The sequence below is a fragment of the Aeribacillus sp. FSL K6-1121 genome, from assembly GCF_038003725.1.
Taxonomy (GTDB): domain Bacteria; phylum Bacillota; class Bacilli; order Bacillales; family Aeribacillaceae; genus Aeribacillus; species Aeribacillus composti.
The window spans coordinates 1611579-1628983 of the sequence record NZ_JBBOPS010000001.1 but is presented as its reverse complement, the minus strand read 5'-3'; the positions used below and the strand labels follow the sequence as shown (position 1 = coordinate 1628983).

General features: G+C 41.4%; 15 protein-coding genes and 1 pseudogene. 12 read left to right on the top strand and 4 right to left on the bottom strand.

The annotated features are described in order from the left end of the window. The first annotated feature begins 130 nt into the window (after window positions 1-130). The 12 genes and pseudogenes from NSQ61_RS07995 to NSQ61_RS20250 all read left to right on the top strand — a co-directional run. Entirely contained in the window at window positions 131-970 is an 840-nt protein-coding gene (locus NSQ61_RS07995; protein WP_063386889.1) for a creatininase family protein, read from the top strand. A 52-nt stretch (window positions 971-1022) separates the two neighbouring features. Next, window positions 1023-2363 (top strand): FAD-binding oxidoreductase, encoded by a 1341-nt coding sequence (locus tag NSQ61_RS07990; RefSeq protein ID WP_340806658.1) that lies wholly within the window; start codon window positions 1023-1025, stop codon window positions 2361-2363. Between the two features lie 116 nt (window positions 2364-2479). Then, on the top strand, window positions 2480-3490 hold the full coding sequence (locus NSQ61_RS07985; RefSeq protein ID WP_340806656.1) for an ABC transporter substrate-binding protein: 1011 nt from the start codon (window positions 2480-2482) through the stop codon (window positions 3488-3490). A 42-nt stretch (window positions 3491-3532) separates the two neighbouring features. Continuing rightward, entirely contained in the window at window positions 3533-4891 is a 1359-nt protein-coding gene (locus tag NSQ61_RS07980; RefSeq protein WP_340806654.1) for an amidohydrolase family protein, read from the top strand. Next, on the top strand, window positions 4884-6119 hold the full coding sequence (locus tag NSQ61_RS07975) for an amidohydrolase family protein (protein ID WP_339195117.1): 1236 nt from the start codon (window positions 4884-4886) through the stop codon (window positions 6117-6119). The genes NSQ61_RS07980 and NSQ61_RS07975 overlap by 8 nt, the downstream gene beginning before the upstream one ends. 93 nt (window positions 6120-6212) lie before the next feature. Next, complete coding sequence (gene wrbA, locus NSQ61_RS07970) at window positions 6213-6911, top strand: NAD(P)H:quinone oxidoreductase (RefSeq protein ID WP_063386893.1); 699 nt, start codon at window positions 6213-6215, stop codon at window positions 6909-6911. A gap of 62 nt (window positions 6912-6973) precedes the next feature. Beyond that, the gene (locus NSQ61_RS07965) at window positions 6974-7999 is read left to right on the top strand and encodes an XdhC family protein (protein WP_340806651.1); all 1026 of its coding nucleotides are present in this window, start codon (window positions 6974-6976) and stop codon (window positions 7997-7999) included. Between the two features lie 444 nt (window positions 8000-8443). Then, window positions 8444-9313: an FAD binding domain-containing protein gene (locus tag NSQ61_RS07960; protein WP_340808077.1), complete on the top strand. Its 870-nt coding sequence runs from the start codon at window positions 8444-8446 to the stop codon at window positions 9311-9313. A gap of 50 nt (window positions 9314-9363) precedes the next feature. After that, window positions 9364-11619, top strand: a complete 2256-nt coding sequence (gene pucD / locus NSQ61_RS07955; RefSeq protein ID WP_340806649.1) for a xanthine dehydrogenase subunit D — start codon at window positions 9364-9366, stop codon at window positions 11617-11619. Then, complete coding sequence (locus NSQ61_RS07950; protein WP_082829479.1) at window positions 11601-12131, top strand: (2Fe-2S)-binding protein; 531 nt, start codon at window positions 11601-11603, stop codon at window positions 12129-12131. Before pucD ends, NSQ61_RS07950 begins: the two co-directional genes overlap by 19 nt. 171 nt (window positions 12132-12302) lie before the next feature. Next, window positions 12303-12671, top strand: coding sequence for a hypothetical protein (locus NSQ61_RS07945; RefSeq protein WP_340808175.1), 369 nt, complete (start codon window positions 12303-12305; stop codon window positions 12669-12671). A 198-nt stretch (window positions 12672-12869) separates the two neighbouring features. Continuing rightward, window positions 12870-12941 (top strand): annotated as a pseudogene (locus NSQ61_RS20250) (IS3 family transposase); the annotation flags it as partial. A gap of 345 nt (window positions 12942-13286) precedes the next feature. On the opposite strand, the gene NSQ61_RS07940 reads toward NSQ61_RS20250, so the two are convergent. The 4 genes from NSQ61_RS07940 to NSQ61_RS07925 all read right to left on the bottom strand — a co-directional run bounded on the left by NSQ61_RS07940 (window position 13287) and on the right by NSQ61_RS07925 (window position 17244). After that, a complete protein-coding gene (locus NSQ61_RS07940; protein WP_339212491.1) occupies window positions 13287-13727 on the bottom strand; it encodes a hypothetical protein in 441 nt (146 codons plus the stop codon). 1030 nt (window positions 13728-14757) lie between these two features. Further along, window positions 14758-15120, bottom strand: a complete 363-nt coding sequence (gene uraH, locus NSQ61_RS07935) for a hydroxyisourate hydrolase (protein WP_327873173.1) — start codon at window positions 15118-15120, stop codon at window positions 14758-14760. 271 nt (window positions 15121-15391) lie between these two features. Then, window positions 15392-15901 (bottom strand): 2-oxo-4-hydroxy-4-carboxy-5-ureidoimidazoline decarboxylase, encoded by a 510-nt coding sequence (uraD, locus tag NSQ61_RS07930; protein ID WP_327873174.1) that lies wholly within the window; start codon window positions 15899-15901, stop codon window positions 15392-15394. 20 nt (window positions 15902-15921) lie between these two features. Further along, on the bottom strand, window positions 15922-17244 hold the full coding sequence (locus tag NSQ61_RS07925) for a nucleobase:cation symporter-2 family protein (protein ID WP_327873175.1): 1323 nt from the start codon (window positions 17242-17244) through the stop codon (window positions 15922-15924). Window positions 17245-17405: the final 161 nt, after the last annotated feature.

The window sequence follows — 17405 nt, the reverse complement described above, 5'->3', positions numbered from 1 at the left end:
TATTCGGTATTGTTTTGATCCTGTTTACGGGATGGAAACAAGCCGTAGGAAAGAAAAAACTTATTGTTTTTCTTTTCCTGCGGCTTTTCTTTTTTCACAAAAGTAATCATTTGTTCGGAGGGGAAACGGCATGGAATTTCGCTACCAGGGAGAAGCATTTGAACAGAAATTTTTTGCAAGATTAACGAGTAAGGAAATTGCTGAATTGCCAAAGCAAAATGCTTTAATCATTTTGCCGGTTGGCACAGTTGAACAACATGGGCCTCATTTACCGGTATTTACTGATTCTTTAATAGCGGAGGGGATTTTGCATTCAGCTTGCAAACATTTAAAAGAAGATAATATTTGGATTTTGCCTCCAATTGCATACAGCAAAAGCATCGAACATCTCGGATATGCAGGAACCATCTCATTATCTGGGAGCACTTTAGAGGCAATGATCAAGGATATTGCCGCAAGTCTGAAAAAAAGCGGATTTAGAAAATTCGTCTTATTTAACTCACATGGAGGAAACCATGATTTACTCAATTCCGTTGCCCGCGATATCCGCATTGAAACAGGTTTGATGACTTTCCGGTTGAACAGCTATGACTTCAATGTCTCAGAGGATCTCATTGAGGAAAAAGAGGCTGCATACGGAATCCACGGGGGAGAAATCGAAACATCCTTCATTCTTTCCTTCAAAACCGATTGGGTGAAAAAAGAGCTTTGTCCCGATGAGTTCATCCAGTTTCCGGAAAGCGCAAAGCATCTTCAATTAAAAGGCAGCCATTATGTTGCTTGGAGGATGGAAGATATTTCGAAATCCGGGGTTTTAGGAAATGCAAAAAAAGCTTCAAAAGAAACGGGAGAAATCATCGCCAACCGTTTGGGTGAAAAGCTGGCGGTTGTTTTGCGGGAAATGGCGGAATTCGAAATGGATGATCTCATCAACATTTCTACCGAAAAGCAGTACAGTCCTTTGACATAGAAAGGATGATCAATTGTTTCAAACATAAAGAAAACTTTGGAGGTGTGGAAGTATGGCTTGGAAAAAAGAAATACAGCAGCTTTTAGGGAAGGAAAAAGTTCTGTTCGATGCAGCTTCAAGAGGAAAATTTTCTAAAGATTATTATTGGTATTCACCCATTCTCACACAAAAGCTAAAGGATAAACTGGCCGATTGCATCGCCTTTCCGGAGTCAGAAGAGGAATTAGTTTCGTTAATATCATTCGCCGTAAAAAGAAAAATTCCGATTACGGTCAGAGGTGCTGGAACAGGAAATTATGGTCAGGCCGTACCTCTTCAAGGCGGTATTGTGATCAACATGACGAGGTTTCATCAAGTACTTGAAATCGGCGAAAACGCTGTAACGGTACAAGCGGGAATAAGAATCGGCAAGCTTGAACGGATATTAGAGCGAAACGGAAAAGAGCTGCGAATTATGCCGAGCACATATATTCAAGCAACGATTGGCGGTTTTGTGGCGGGAGGATCGGGAGGAATCGGCTCCATTACATGGGGCAATTTGTGGGATGGCAATGTGCACAGCGCTTCGGTTTACACAATTGAGGAAAAGCCGAGAAAAATTGTTGTTTCAGGCGATAAACTCGAGCAATATATTCACAATTACGGAACTTTAGGTGTCATGACAGAGCTGCAATTGCCGATCGAGGAGAAAACAGATTGGATGCAAGCAATGGTTTTTCATGACCATTTAGATGAAGCGATAAATTTCGCCCATCAATTTTCGGGCATAGAAACTATGAAAAAAAGGCTCTTATCAGTATGTGAAGGAGCTTTGACAAAGCATTTCGCTCCTTTAAAACAATATATTTTGCCTGAAAAAACGTTAACGATGATTGAGGTCGATGAAAAAGCAAAAAGTGAATTTGTCGAACTCGTTGCCGAACATAAAGGAATATTGGCACATACCATTCCTGCCAAGCAGTATCGAAAAGGGGTCCGCCTTTCGGATTTTACTTGGAACCACTCCACGCTGTGGGCCTGCAAAAATGAAGACAATATTACTTACTTGCAAGTTGAGTTTGATATTCAACACCTTTATCATCAAGTCCATTTGTTAAAAAAGGAATTTGGCGGAGAAGTTCTTCTTCATTTTGAATTTATAAAAAGAAACGGAGCAATTATTCCAACGGCCTTGCCGGTCGTTCGCTTTACAAGCGAGAAACGGCTGTATGAAATCATACAATTTTTCCTGAATATAGGAGCTAAAGTGCATGATCCGCATACTTATTTGTTGGGATTCGGCGGTTGGAGTTTACGAATGGATGAAATCATAAAAATCAAGCAAAAAAATGATCCGTTTCATTTGCTGAATCCAGGAAAAATAGCGGACGTCACCTCTTATGCACAAGTGTAACGATGGGAAAATGAATTGAAACGGCTGAAATATACCGAAAAAAGTTCTTATTATCGGTTCTTGGCATGAAGCAGAAATGTAACTAGAAAAATATCAAAAATAGTAGGAGGATTCGTATGCAGGCAAAAGGGAAGGGATATACAAAAATCTTCATTTTATTTCTACTCGTTCTTTTAGCTGGATGCGGCAGCCAATCAGCTTCAACTAATAACGAAGAAGTCAAAGAGGACTCAGAAAAATTGGAAAAAGTGAAGCAAGTCACGAACTGGTTTGCCGAACCGGAACATGGAGGCAACTATGCAGCTTTGATGAAAGGCTTTTATAAAGAAGCAGGCATTGATATGACAATAGAGCCAGGCGGGCCGCAAGTTTCCCCCATTCAAATAGTGGCATCTGGGGAAGCCGATTTTGGAATCACTCAAGCTGACGATATTTTATTAGCTCGCGATAAAGGAATACCCATTGTGGCGATCGGAGCCATTTTTCAAGTGAATCCGCAGGCGTTGTTGTACCATGCTGATCAAAATATTAAAGATTTTTCCGATTTGAATGGGCGAACGGTGTACACGGCACCTGGAACGGGGTACTGGGCATATATAAAAAAGGCTTATCAGCTCGACAATGCGAAAGAAATGGCATATAGCGGACAGCTGACTCCATTTATAGAGAATAAAGAGGCAGTTACCCAATGCTACATTACGGCGGAGCCTTTCGCTTTAAAGCAGCAAGGAATCGAAACGAAATATTTACTGATTCACGATTCCGGCTACCAGCCTTATGGCAATGTAATATTTACAACCGAAAAAATGGTCAAAGAAAAACCTGAACTCGTCAAACGGTTTATGGAAGCGACAACGAAAGGGTGGGAGTATTATAAAGATCATTCGGATGAAGTAAATCCATTTATTCATGAATATAATCCTGATTTATCAATGGAGGCGCTCGAATATGGGGCTGAACAGCAACTGAACTTAATTTTCGGGCACGATGCGAAAGACCACGGCTTCGGCTATATGTCTCAAGAACGGTGGAACACCTTGCAAAATCAACTCTATGAACTAGGTTTAATTAAAAAGAAAGAAGATATCGCCAATGCCTACACAAACGAGTTTTTGGCGAAAAATTAAAAATGCGCCTCGGAGCAAGTTGGACAAAAAGGGGAGAAAGCTATGAGTCAACTGCATTTGCTGAATGTTTGTCTGCCGCTTGAAGATCCTGGTTCTCTCTTTGAAATCATCATTAACGATGATCGATATGAAAAAATCACAAAGCAGCCTTCTTATCTTCAGCGCGAAGACTTTAAAACTTTAGAGGCCCTTAACTCATCTTCCGATTCATTCATTGATTGTCAAGGATATGTGTTGCTGCCCGGCTTTGTTGATGCTCATATGCATTTAGATAAAGCCTATTCTCTCAGTAAAGTTCCGAACGCAAGCGGGACGCTTCAAGAAGCAGTAATAAATTACCGGAAGCAATCTCCCCATTTCACGGTGGAAGAAATTGAGTATCGGGCGATGAAAACTGCACTGAATGCACTAAGCCATGGTACAACAGCCATTCGCACACATGTCAATTTTGAATTGCCTTTAGGGGAAGACGTCGTGTTCCGGGCGTTGACAGCTGTTTTAAACGTAAAAGAAAAATTAAAACAATACATTACGATTCAAGTCATTCCAATGTTTTTACTGCCTGACGACGATTCGAAACGAGAGCTGGAATGGATTGAACAAGCGATCAAAATGGGGGCTGATGGAATTGGCGGAGCTCCTCATTTAGCTGAAAACCATGAGAAGCAAATTGACGGTTTGTTTTCGTTGGCGGAAAAGTACGACAAACCGATTGATTTGCATGTAGATGAAAGTGATGATCCGAACGTGTGCACACTGGATTATATTATCCAAAAAACAATGGAGCGGCAATTTCACAATCGAGTTGTAGCCGGCCACCTTTGCTCTTTGGCGCCAATGGAACAAGAAAAAGCTCTTTCTTTAATTGAACGGATGGCGGCGGCACAAATTGGAGCGGTGACGCTGCCGGGTGCCAATATGTACTTGCAAGGTCGATTTGATCAAGGGATTGTCCGCCGCGGCGTCACAAGAATTCATGAAATTTTGCAAAGCGGGGCGACGCTTGCGGCTGCTTCCGATAATGTTCATGATCCATTTCATCCATTCGGGAAGGCGGATTTGCTGCAAATCGGTTTGCTAACTGCATATGTTGCCCATTTAGGAAGCGGTGAAGGCCTAAAACAAATTATTCGGATGATTACCGAATATCCGGCAAAATTATTAAATTTAAAAAATTACGGTGTAAGATGCGGAGCGAAGGCAAGCTTCGTTCTATTAAAAGCTAGATCAGTAGAAGACATCTTTACGAATCTGCCTGTTGAAAGATATGTGTTTCGAAACGGAAAACTGCTCTATCAATCTAAAAAAGCTGAACATTGGAACGATCGCCAGTTGTTGATGTATCAGCACGAGACGGAAAGCCAATATGCAAAATTTGAAAGGAATTTACAATATGTATGACCTTGTATTAGAAAATATCAGACTGCCCAATCAAGAAAGGCATCATTTTATCGGGATTCAAAACGGGATCATTGCTGAAATTTCCCCTTATCCCCTGCAAGGAAAAGCAGTGATAGACGGCTGTGGAGATTTAGCCATGCCGCCATTTGTCGAACCACATATTCATCTTGATACGGCATTTACTGCCGGAGAGCCGAGCTGGAATCAAAGCGGCTCGATATTAGAAGGAATTTTATTATGGAACGAACGGAAGCAAACTTTGACGATGGAAGATGTCTACGAGCGAGCCAGGAAGGCGCTGAATCAGTTAATGAAATTCGGTGTTTTATATGTAAGAGCGATCGCAGATATTTCCGATGAACGTCTCGTTGCTTTAAAAACATTGCTGAAGCTGAAATCAGACTTGCAGGATATCATCCATTTGCAAATCATTGCTTTTCCTCAAAATGGTTTATTCTCATGTCCGGAAAATCAGGAACGGATGCTTGAAGCAATCAAGCTGGGCGCTGACGGGGTCAGTGCTGTTCCTCACTTGGAGCGAACGAGGGAGGAAGGGATCGAATCCATTCGATTCTGCTTTTCTTTGGCTGAAAAATACGGCCTATTTCTTCATTTCTTTTGTGACGAAATCGATGATCCGCAATCGAGGTTTATTGAAACAGTTGCATCATTGGCGATTTCATCAGGACTGGAGGACAAAGTGACTGCAAGTCATGCGTGTGCAATGGCCTATTATCCGGATAATTATGCTGCCAAATTATTAGATTTGATTGCGAGTTCCAAAATTCATATTGTAGCTTGTCCTCTGATCAACACGGCAATGCAAGGAAGATATGATTCCTATCCTAAAGGGCGAGGGATTACGAGAATAAAAGAGATGCTGCAAAAAAATATCAATGTTTGCATCGCCCATGACGATATCATGACCCCGTTTTATCCGTTAGGTAACGGGAATATATTGCAGGCTGCACATATGGCTGCTCATGCAGGTCATTTAACGGGAATGAAGGAATTGGAGGAATTGATTAGCATGATATCGATAAACGGAGCTAAAGCTCTGCAAATCAACGATTACGGAATAAAGGTAGGAAATGAAGCAAATATCATTACGTTCCCGGTTGATCATGCTATAGATTTGATTCGCCTTCAGCCCCATTGCCGCTATGTGATAAAGAAGGGCAGAGTTTTGCTTCACACCAATCCGATGGAAACCGTTTTTTATATGTAATTTAAAAGGCTTTGATTCTGTCCCAATACTGATATAGAAATATTCAAATCGGTTTTTATTTGTAATTTTAAAAGGTTAGGAGCAGAAAGCTTTATGGCAAATATTTTAGTTGTTTTTTATAGTGCTTTCGGACATATAAGACAAATGGCGCAATCTGTTTGCGAAGGAGCAAAGGCGATTGAGAAAACAGATGTACGATGTGTAAAAATTCCCGAATTTACTGATCGTTTAATTCCGGCTATTAGAGAAAATCCGTTGATGATTGATAAAAAAGGAATTTCCGCAACATTTCAAATTGGAAAAAGAAAAGAAAATTATGAGCGTGAAAGCGAAAAGCAGAAAATATTTAAAACAGCGGAAATAGAAGATTTCCACTGGGCAGATGGAGTGATATGGGGATTTCCGACGTATTTTGGATCGATGCCGTCCCAAGTTAAATATTTTTTAGAAACTATCGGCGACCTTTGTGTGGAAGGCGTACTGGAGGGAAAGCCCGCGGGCATCTTTACAAGCGCTGGTTCCATTCATTCCGGGCATGAAGCGGCCATCTTAACATCCATCGTACCGCTTCTCCATTTCGGAATGATCATTATCGGATTACCTTATACTCAAAATCCGGAATATTTAACAGACGCCCCCATTGGCGGAACTCCGTATGGACCAACAGTTTTAGCCGGCCCTGATGGTTCGCGAAAGCCGTCTGATGAAGAATTAAAAATGGCTGGTCGCCTGGGGAGAAACGTGGCGTATATTGCCAACGCATTGTGTATGCAAAGAGAAAGAAACAGTTGATGATTGCGTTTGAACAAAACAATCATTCTCATTACTTTTCTTTCAGTAAGAGGGGAATTGTTATGGACGATATCCATGAAATTTTAAAGATTGCAACAACTGAGCCAAAAAAGGCTGTGCTTGCCACTATTATTGATGTGGAAGGCTCCGCTTACCGAAAAGAAGGAGCAGCAATGCTGATTCAGGAGGATGGGGAAACAATCGGCGTAATAAGCGGCGGTTGCCTTGAAAATGACCTGCAAGAAAGGGCGAAGCTTTTGCTTGAGGGCGAGTCGCAATGTATCGTATATGACTTGAAAAGCGAAGATGACTTGTCGTGGGGAAAAGGCGCCGGCTGCAACGGCGTCATACGCATCCTGTTGGAGTGCATCGATGACCGTTTGCGAAAGCATTTATCCCGGCTGCATGATTTGCTTCAAAACGGCAAGGACGTTTTCATCCTAAAACAACTCGGCAAAAATTTTTCCGTAAGCAATTATTTATTTTTTACAGAAGACACGGAAACGTTCGGGGAATGGGCTGGTGCGGTGCCGAAACAAATCGATGCCATAGCTGCGCAAGAGAAAAGCGGATTAGTTTGGGGCAATGAACTGTCCTCATATGTATATGTTCAGCGATTTGAGCCTAAACCGAGATTGATTATTTTCGGTGCCGGTTCGGATGCTGTACCACTGTCGCATTTCGCTTCGCGGACCGGTTTTTCGGTTATCGTTAGTGATTGGAGAGAAGCGTTGTGCAATAGATGGCGTTTTCCTGATGCCGATCAGCTTATCATCGCTTTCCCGCGGGAAGCGGCAACGAAAATATCTTTTTCCCCCCGCGATTTTGTTGTGCTGCTGACACACCAATTTCAACAGGATCAAGAGCTTTTAAAGCTGTTGTTGCAGCAAAACCTGCGATATATCGGGGTCATCGGTTCAAAAGAACGGACAAAACGCTTGCTGGGAGATCAGGAAATTCCCCGAAACGTTCATTCACCTGTCGGCTTGTCTATTGGGGCAGAAGGCCCTGAAGAAATTGCGATCAGCATTTTAGCAGAATTAATTCAATTGAAAAAGCTTCGATCTCCTCAGAAGGTGCGTGCATAATGAAGCCGCAATCACATTTCACAAAAAGCCAGGCACTAATCGGAATGCCAAAGCTCACTTGACCAATAGACGAACCGATGGTTATGTACCGACGCGGTATCTAAACTTGTCAAGCCCCTTTTTAGAGTTCTTTTACAGTCGGCTTGGAAAAGTCGATAGCAGAGCAAGCGGTGCAATTGCACAAAACAGCCGTTTATTCAACTGGAAATCATCAACGATCTCATTTTTCAATACGAAACTTGATACGCAGCAATAAGTTGTTTGATGAGGATGCTGCCAAGCTGGATCGCTTGCCGAGTCCGCCGATTTTGTTATCCCCATTTAAGGAAGCGGACAGGCGATAATGGTGCACAATCGGTCAAATGCGGACGTCCACAAGGCATTTCCGTTTCTTATCGCAATATGGTTGCAAAAGCACGTTATTTTACTATCAAAGGAAGGGGGATGAAGTTGAAAACATTGTCCTCAAAAATATGGATGCCAACAGATTTAAGAGAAGCATGGCGATTGCGGCAGCTATTGCAATTAGAATCACACTTTATAGCCGGCGGAACATTATGGCAAACAAAATGGGAAAAAGGAGCACCGCAGCCATCTCATTTAATCAGCCTTGAGAACATAAAAATTTTAGAAGCGATATATGAAAAAGAAGATGGCGGCCAAAACTTTCTTCACTTGGGGGCGCTTATCCGATTGGCTGACTGCCTCCGCTATCCCATTATAAAAGCGAAATGGCCTTTATTGACCAAAGCTGTCAAGACCATTGCTGCACCAGCCGTGCGCAATGTTGGAACGATCGGCGGAAACGTCGCCTCAACAATTGGTGATGCCATCCCCGCCCTGTTAGTGATGGAAGCGAAAATCGGTTGTTTTGATGGGGACGACATAAAAAAAATCGATTTAGATCATTGGTTGAATGAAGAATTCAAGGATGATCTTATAACGGAAATAGTGGTGCCGGAAATTTCAGCTCCGCCATCATATGTCCATTTTTATCAAAAAATTGGGAGGAGAGAGGCGTTTTCAGGTTCTGTCGTCACCATTGCAGGGATAATCGGCCAAAATGACAACGGAACAATTGACTTTGCGCGGTTGGCAGCAGGCGGAGGCGAGAATCGTCCAAGGCGGTTAAGAATAACGGAGCAATTGCTGGCCGGACGCAAGGTTGAGTCCGCTATGCTAAAAAAGGTGCATGAGGCGGTCTTTTCTGAATTTCAACCTGTCGGCGATGCTTTTTTTTCAGCGGATTACCGCAGGCGGGTCGCCGCCAACATAGTCATAGCAGAGCTAAAAAAATTAGAGGAGAAAGATTAATATATTCAGATACGAGCTTTTTCAATTTGGATTATGAAGAAGGGAAGGGATTGAGATTGAAACAAGTGTGCATCAGACCGGACGGAGTAGAAAAAGTAACTGGACATTTAAAGTTTTTAACAGATCTTTCGTTTCCGAATATGCTGTTTGCAAAAATTTTGCGAAGCGAATATCCGCATGCCAATATCGTTTCGATCTCAACGGAAAAAGCGGAGGAATTGCCGGGAGTTCGGGCTGTCATTACTAGCAAGGATGTTCCAGGTTTAAACGGGTTTGGCTTAATCTTTCCTGATCAGCCTGTTTTATGCAAAGATAAAGTTCGTTTTGTCGGCGATGCTGTCGCGGCTGTTGCTGCGGAAACAGAGGAAATCGCTGAAGCGGCGCTTCAGCTGATCGAAGTGGAATATGAGCCGCTGCCGGTTGTTGATGATCCGGAACAGGCTATGCTCCCTTCTTCTCCGCAGCTCCATCCGAACGGGAATATCCTACACCAAGCATCTTATCAAAGCGGCAATGTGGAAGAAGCATTTCAATCATGCGACTGTATTGTAGAGGAAACGTATCAACTTCCAAGGCAAATGCATGCGTACATGGAAACAGAGGGCGGGGTGTTTGTTCCGGAAAAAGACGGCACTTTGACGGTGTATGCCGGCACTCAGCATGGATATAAAGACCGATATCAATTAGCCCGCATTTTAAATATGCCGGAAGAAGACATCCGCGTCGTCTCAAGCCCGCTTGGCGGCTCTTTTGGCGGAAAAGACGAATTAAACATCCAGCCGTACGGAGCCTTATTGGCGCTGAAAACGGGATTTCCTGTAAAAATTCATCAAACGAGAAGGGAATCGGTGCGGTCAGGTATCAAAAGGCATCCGATGAAAATTAAAATGAAAACAGGTGCGAAAAAAAACGGCAAAATCATCGCCCATCAAGTGCGAATTATAGCGGATACCGGCGCATATGCAACGTTAGGCCCCGCAGTATTGGATTTTGCGGTTGAACATGCGATAGGCCCATACATGATCCCGAATATTCAAGTTGAAGGCTATTCGGTTTTTACGAATAACGGCGTTGCCGGTGAATTTAGAGGCTTTGGTGGAAACCAAGTAACCTTCGCATTGGAAGGGCAAATCGATCGCTTGGCGGTCACGCTTGGAATGAGTCCGCTTGAACTCAGACAAAAAAATCTGCGCCAGGCACATGATCCCGGGCCTGTCGGGCAAAAAATCGCCCCAACTGACGGCGCTCAACAAGTTTTAAAACAGATCAGCCAATCGAAACTATTAAACAGCTGCCGAAAACAAGATCATAACGGCTTGATTAAGACAGGCGTCGGGGTGGCAATCACCATGCACGGCGGAGGGCTGGGCTATGGACGTTTAGATCCGGCTGGCGGGAGAATTTCATTGAACGAGGAAGGAAAAATCGAAATTGCTTTTGGGTTTGAAGAATTTGGCCAAGGCTTGCTCGCAGTGATTGAACAAATTGCCATTCAAGCAATAGGCTGCTCCCGAGAGGATTTACACATTGTCATCGGCGATACGGACAAAGTCCCGCGTTCAGGATCATCAACTGCTTCAAGGGGTACGAGCATGGTTTGGCAAGCCATTCAACGGATGAAAGCTCCGTTTCAAAACAGCCTGTTGGAAAGAGCCTCGCAATGTACGGATGTGCCCGTCAGCCAATTAAAAATAGGCGAAAAAGGTGTTTGGCACCAAGATGAGCTGCTGATTTCATACAAAGAACTGGCAAAACAAACGATAGACAAGCCGCTGATCATTGAAACTCGATTTGACTTTCCGGCAACCCCTTGCTCCATACCAGGCGGACATTTTTTATATTCGTTTGCAGCTTGTGCCGTTAAGGTGGAAGTGGATCTGGCAACTGGATTTGTTCGTGTAAAACAATTAGAGCAAGCCGTTGCCGCTGGTCCTGTTATTTTTCCGCAAGGATATTTGGGGCAAATTGAAGGCGGATCCGTGATGGCGTTAGGCTATACATTAACGGAAGAAGCGCTGATAGAAAAAGGATCATATGTAACGGAAAACTTTGATTCGTATTTAATTCCGACGATAAAAGATGTCCCCCTTTCAATTGACATCACCGCAATCGAGGAGTTGTGCGAAGAGGATGAATATGGACCAAGAGGCGTCGGGGAAATTGGCACGGTTGCTGTTGCCCCTGCCATTGCAATGGCCATTTATGATGCGACTGGCATCTGGGTGAATAAGCTGCCGGTATCAAGGGAAGAAATCGTCAATAAGATGATGGAAACGGAGATGAGCAAATGGCTGACAAGCAAATGAGCGCAAGTATAAAATTACCGTCTGAAGAACGAATGCGCATGTCGATTTTTGTGAATGGCAAAAAGAAAGAGCTTGAGATTCATCCGGCCGCTCGGCTAGTTGACATTTTAAGAGAGCAGCTGCATCTGACTGGCACAAAGATTTCCTGCGGAATTGGCCGCTGCGGCGCCTGTTCTGTCATCATGAACGGCAGGCTAGTGAATGCCTGCTTAGTCAGAGCTTATCAAGCAAATGAAAAAGAAATTGTTACAATTGAAGGACTTGCGGAAAAAGGGCTTCATCCGATTCAGCAGGCGTTTTTGGAAGAGGGAGGTTTCCAATGCGGATATTGCACCCCAGGAATGATTATGGCTGTCAAAGCGATTTTGGATCAATATCCGAATCCAACTAGTCAGCAAATAGTTGACGGTTTATCAGGAAATCTTTGCCGATGCACAGGCTACTCCGGTATTATTAGAGCAGTTCAAAAGCTTGCTGAAAAAGAAACTTCTCGCTTAGACAGCAAATGTTAAGAAGGCGGAGCAGTTCGGCGATTTTTTTTAACATGATCAGTTGAAAGAAATTATAGATTTTAGCGTTTTTCGGCTTGTTTCCTTGTCTGCAGCGTTAAAAATTTATGGCTATCGCCGAATGAAATTCGTCATACATCGAAAATAAGTGACCCATAAACAAATATATGCCTGATGAAAACAACCGGTATTCAATCTGTGATTCGTTGTAAAAAGAACCGTTACGTTTCATCATCAGCGGTGCATGTGGCTGAGAATGTATTAAATCGCAAATTTACAGCAAGTAAGCCAAATGAAAAATGGCTGACGGATGTCACGGAATTCAAGATAGGAAACGGTAAAAAAGCGTATTTGAGTGCAATTCTAGATCTGTATAGTTATGTATTAGGGCATTCGAACAATCATCAATTTGTGTTTCAAACAGTTGATCACGCTATCGCAAGGGTCAAGTCCAACCCTGCCCTAGATTCCTGGCAAATCAAACCGCTGCTTTTTTTACACAACATTCAGGACTTAATCTATCACAAGTTTAAAAGAACATAAACAACTTTTGATTTATAGTACATCTCATGGGCTTAAGAAGCGAATAATCGAAGCAAAGCGAACACATAGTATGTCAAGAGTGGGACGCTGCATGGAAAACGACCCAATGGAATCTTTTTGGGCAACCTGAACGTGTGAAAGGTATGATCTGAAACGATATGAAACGTTTAAAGCGTTACAACAAGCGATTAAGAGTTTTATAATAACAAACGCTATCAAGAAAAATTAAACGGCTTAAGCCCATTAGAATTTAGAGCTCAAGCCGTTTAAAGCAATTTTATGATTTCCATTGTCTGCTTGACAGGGGACAGTTCAACTTTTGGACAATCCCTTTAAGAAAGTTATTTTCTTTTTAATAAAATAGCTAATATCAATGATGTTTGTAGAGAAATGATAATTAAAAGAGATAGTATTAATTCACTATCTAAAGAAGTATCATAATTAAGTATATAAAATAAAATTACCGATACAACTAGAATAAGAATAAAGTTGGCAATCGTTTGTATCATAGACTTACCACTCCAACTAGATTAATAAGATAAAGTTAATGCGTATGATTTTGTATCTGTTTTTGGAGTTGACGTGATTGATAAACCTGCTGGATAAATTGATATACTAGGTGTTCCAGCAATTCTTTGATGACCATATTCCATTTTTAGCATTTTTTGATTTAGGAAAATATACATATTGACCAATGTACCCTTTGTGTTTTGTATGACTAGTAGAAGGTTTTAAATCATATGAGCCAGCCACACCAGCACTTGGCTCCCAATTACTCGGAGAATACTTAATTGAATAATCAATCGAACGTCCATTTCCTTGAGGATCTTGAGAATATCTATGTTGGTGCTGTTTTACTGTTCCTCCGCTAGTTGGTAGATATAATCCTGAATTTGAAGGGAAACCAATAGTCATTTTATCAACTAAATGAAAAGAAGGTGTTTTTAACCATTGAAAGTTACCATATATATAAAATTTATCTTCTTTTGAACGATCACTAGTTACTTTATATACTGTTCCACCTAATTTTAAAGTTGAAGAAGCAATAGTTCCCATAGTACTAATTTGTCCTGGTTTAACATCTTTTGGTTCATATATAGTAATAATTTTTGATCTAGAATCTATAACTTTAGCTCCCTCTTCAATTAATTGTCTAGCAACTTCAATGGAGCATCAGCTTTTTCTTGAGTGTTGCCAACTTCATTTACAGATAGTTTAATTCTTCTTGTGTAAGACTTTCTTCATTAACATTTGCATCGTTTTCTGCAGCAAATTCTACTCTAGTAAAATTTAGGGAAAATAAAAATGCAATTACAATAAACCTATTTTCTTAAGCATTTTAAAATCCTCCTTATTTCTAATTTTTCAAAATATTAACATATTTACTAGTATTATATTCCTTTTTTCCATTTTTACAATATTGAAAAATTTATCCTCATATCCAAAGTGTTTGTTGAATGTAAAATAAAAGTAGCGAATCGCATTATTATGGGCGTAAGCCTGTTTGCTGATAGCCTGATGTATTTGATAGAGGAGATGAACGTAAATAGTAAATTTGAAATATATATTGATGAGTTCCGTTTTTTCACATTTTTCATATGGTCTTCTTTCATGCGCATGAAGGTTGCGTCTTTATCCGTTTTAGAATAGCTGTTACGGTTGCCAAAGATTTCTTTTTGTTCCTTGTATTTAACCTGCCGTAGGATAAAATCTTCTCGAATTTGCTTCACAGATTTCTTTCATTGACTGCGCTGTTGTTGTTTGTCCTTATGTATGTTTGTATCTGTTTCCTTTTCGATTTCTTCTGATAACTTTTCCACTTTTTCTTCTAATTTCATAGCGGCTTCCTCTAGGTTTGGTTCTCATCTTTATCTGTTTTGATTGTTTTTCTTTTGTTTCGCTCCAGCTTCCAATTGTTGCTCATAAAATCGTCCTTTCTGAAATGTTGTGAGGCAACTTTATTTTACTAGAAGGGACGATTTTTTTTGCTTTTTTAAATAAAGGGGGTCTCCCAAAAGTCAGTAACGCTGACTTTTGGAAGGCCCCGTTTTTTCATGACGTTGTTGAAGAAAGTATTTGTATCCGATTAACTTCCCCGATACACTTGATACCCCCACGGTGAAATAAGCAATGGAACATGATAATGGGTATTTGCATCAGAAATGCCGAAGCGGACGACGACGTGATTAAGAAACAGCGGTTCCTTCAAGGATAAACCTTTGTTTTTAAAATAATCTCCAATGTAAAACAGAAGTTCATAAGTTCCCGGTGTTAATTGCTGCTCAGTGATGAGCGGTTCGTCAACCCGACCGTTTTCGTTTGTGAATGCGGTTTTGAGCAGCTGTTTTTCCGTTTCGTTTTGATCTGTAGCAGAAAACAGCTCGATTTTGACGTTTTGTGCAGGCGTACCGTGAGTTAAATCTAAAATATGTGTTGTTAATCCTTTCATATTCCATCTCCTTATTGACCTTTTTATTTGCCTCGTTTTTCATTTTGGAAGCCCGTTTTGTTACTTTGGAAGCGCTTGTCTGACGGGGCATGGCATTTGAATCACGGCTTTCTTTCACTATTTAACCAGCGTGTAGTTTCTTTGGTTATTATTTCTCAGCAGATTCAGTTGTACCGCCATTTATGGCGCTTAAAAAGAATATGGCTTCGTACTGTGCAAAAGATCAAAAATTACGAAAGTCAATTTGTTCTATCAAAATGGAATGTACGTGTCAGCATAGATTTCTCTCTTCTTTCACTATATCCTTCAGTCGATAATAGGCAATTTTTTTAATTTCTGCTATTGCTTGCTCTATCTCTGCTTCCGCATTGTTTTTGATTCGCTGTTCAATCGATGCAAATATTTCCTGCTTTGTTTTGCCGCGCACAGCCAAAATAAACGGGAATTGAAATTTTTCCATATACGTTTCGTTTAATTTTAACATTCGATCGAATTCTTCATCTGTCAGTTTTTGCAGCCCCGCTTTTTGTTGTTCTGTTTGCGAAAATCGGGTCATTTTTGTTTTTGCGCCTAAAGCAGGGTGATTGCGAATAAGCGCCAATTTTTCGTGTTCGTCAGCTTGATCCACGATCTCAGCCATTTTGGAAAAAAGCGATTGCACGGAAGAAAACGGGCGGAATTTTTCTGCTTTTTCTGCCACCCATGTTGAATCTTCAAATATCCCGCCTAGCTTCTCAATAAATTCAGCCGCACTGAGTTGGTTAACTTGTTCTATGTCCATTCGGCTTTCTCCTTTCGTTTTTAAAATTTGATCGTTGTCGGTGTTAACTGTTCGTCAGCAGAAGATTTTTTCAGTGAGAAATGGTGAAAAAATAAGTTTAAAAAGATGGCTGTAAGACTGCCTGTTATAATCCCATCACTAAAAAGAATTCGCAGCATAGGCGGCAGCTGTGCAAACAAATCAGGAACAACTGTGGAACCCAATCCGAGGGAAATGGAGCAGGCAATTACTAACAAATTGCTTTGCTGTTGAAAATCAACAGTGCTTAACATTTTAATGCCTGAAGCAACGACCATGCCAAACATGATCACCATTGCTCCCCCTAATACAGATGTTGGGATCATCGTGGCAAAAGCAGCAATTTTCGGAATAAATCCAAGGGTGACAAGTATAAAGCCGGCAACGATCGCAACGCTTCTCGTTTTTATATTTGTCAGCTGCACAAGTCCGACGTTTTGAGCGAACGTGTTGTACGGGAAAGCGTTCAAACAACCGCCGATGATGAAAGCCAATCCTTCGGCACGATATCCACGCGCAAGATCTTGGTCGCTAAGATCTTTTCCGCAAATTTTGCTTAGGGCTAAAAAGGCGCCAGTCGATTCAATCATGATGACAATGCCAACTAATGTCATTGTTAAGATCGGCACAAGCTCAAAAGTAGGTGGACCGAAATACAAAAATTTCGGAGAATGAATCCATGAAGCTTGCATTACTTCTTTCACATCAACCTCTCCCATAAAAGCCGCGGCGACCGTACCCGCGATAATCCCGATAAGCACAGAGATTGCCCGAAAAAAGCCTGTGAAAAATCGATTCATAAACAAAATCAAAAGAAAAACCCCAAATGAAAGGAGCAAATTTTCCGGATCACCAAATTTCGGACTTCCTGCACCGCCCGCCATGTTTTTAATCCCGACCGGTATTAAGGACAGTCCTATAAGGGTGACAACTGTACCTGTCACGACCGGCGGGAACAATAATCTTGTTATTTTGCCAAAGAGCGGAGCAAAAAGAATAATGAATATTCCTGCGGCAATGATCGATCCATAGATTGCATTGATGCCGTACTCTTTTCCTATCCCGATCATCGGTGTAACAGCAACAAATGAAGCACCTAATATGACAGGTAAACCAATGCCGAAATATTTTGTTTTGAACGCCTGCAGCAGGGTGGCGATTCCGCATGTCAATAAATCAATCGCAACTAGATATGACAGCTCCTGCGTCGAAAGGTTTAACGCTCCTCCGACAACAAGAGGAACAACAATGGCGCCTGCATACATCGCCAGTACATGCTGCAAACCAAGTGAAAAAAGATGAGTTCCTCCATTTTGATTTGTCAAGTGACCTCTCCTCCTCTTATGTAAAAAAATCTAACACTAGATGTTATTTGTTTTTCATAATAAAAGAACGATGTAGTGAAGTCATTGGTTGAATTACATAATCGTTTTTGCAAAATTTAGTTAATGTATCTAAAGCTTTATAGACAAATTACATTTTCATT

What these genes read in the sequence shown, in the direction of transcription:
- NSQ61_RS07995 (WP_063386889.1), top strand. Translation starts at nt 131, where the DNA reads ATGGAATTTCGCTACCAGGGAGAAGCATTTGAACAGAAATTTTTTGCA.
- NSQ61_RS07990 (WP_340806658.1), top strand. Translation starts at nt 1,023, where the DNA reads ATGGCTTGGAAAAAAGAAATACAGCAGCTTTTAGGGAAGGAAAAAGTT.
- NSQ61_RS07985 (WP_340806656.1), top strand. Translation starts at nt 2,480, where the DNA reads ATGCAGGCAAAAGGGAAGGGATATACAAAAATCTTCATTTTATTTCTA.
- NSQ61_RS07980 (WP_340806654.1), top strand. Translation starts at nt 3,533, where the DNA reads ATGAGTCAACTGCATTTGCTGAATGTTTGTCTGCCGCTTGAAGATCCT.
- NSQ61_RS07975 (WP_339195117.1), top strand. Translation starts at nt 4,884, where the DNA reads ATGTATGACCTTGTATTAGAAAATATCAGACTGCCCAATCAAGAAAGG.
- wrbA (WP_063386893.1), top strand. Translation starts at nt 6,213, where the DNA reads ATGGCAAATATTTTAGTTGTTTTTTATAGTGCTTTCGGACATATAAGA.
- NSQ61_RS07965 (WP_340806651.1), top strand. Translation starts at nt 6,974, where the DNA reads ATGGACGATATCCATGAAATTTTAAAGATTGCAACAACTGAGCCAAAA.
- NSQ61_RS07960 (WP_340808077.1), top strand. Translation starts at nt 8,444, where the DNA reads ATGAAGTTGAAAACATTGTCCTCAAAAATATGGATGCCAACAGATTTA.
- NSQ61_RS07950 (WP_082829479.1), top strand. Translation starts at nt 11,601, where the DNA reads ATGGCTGACAAGCAAATGAGCGCAAGTATAAAATTACCGTCTGAAGAA.
- NSQ61_RS07945 (WP_340808175.1), top strand. Translation starts at nt 12,303, where the DNA reads ATGAAAACAACCGGTATTCAATCTGTGATTCGTTGTAAAAAGAACCGT.
- NSQ61_RS07940 (WP_339212491.1), bottom strand. Translation starts at nt 13,727, where the DNA reads ATGGGAACTATTGCTTCTTCAACTTTAAAATTAGGTGGAACAGTATAT.
- uraH (WP_327873173.1), bottom strand. Translation starts at nt 15,120, where the DNA reads ATGAAAGGATTAACAACACATATTTTAGATTTAACTCACGGTACGCCT.
- uraD (WP_327873174.1), bottom strand. Translation starts at nt 15,901, where the DNA reads ATGGACATAGAACAAGTTAACCAACTCAGTGCGGCTGAATTTATTGAG.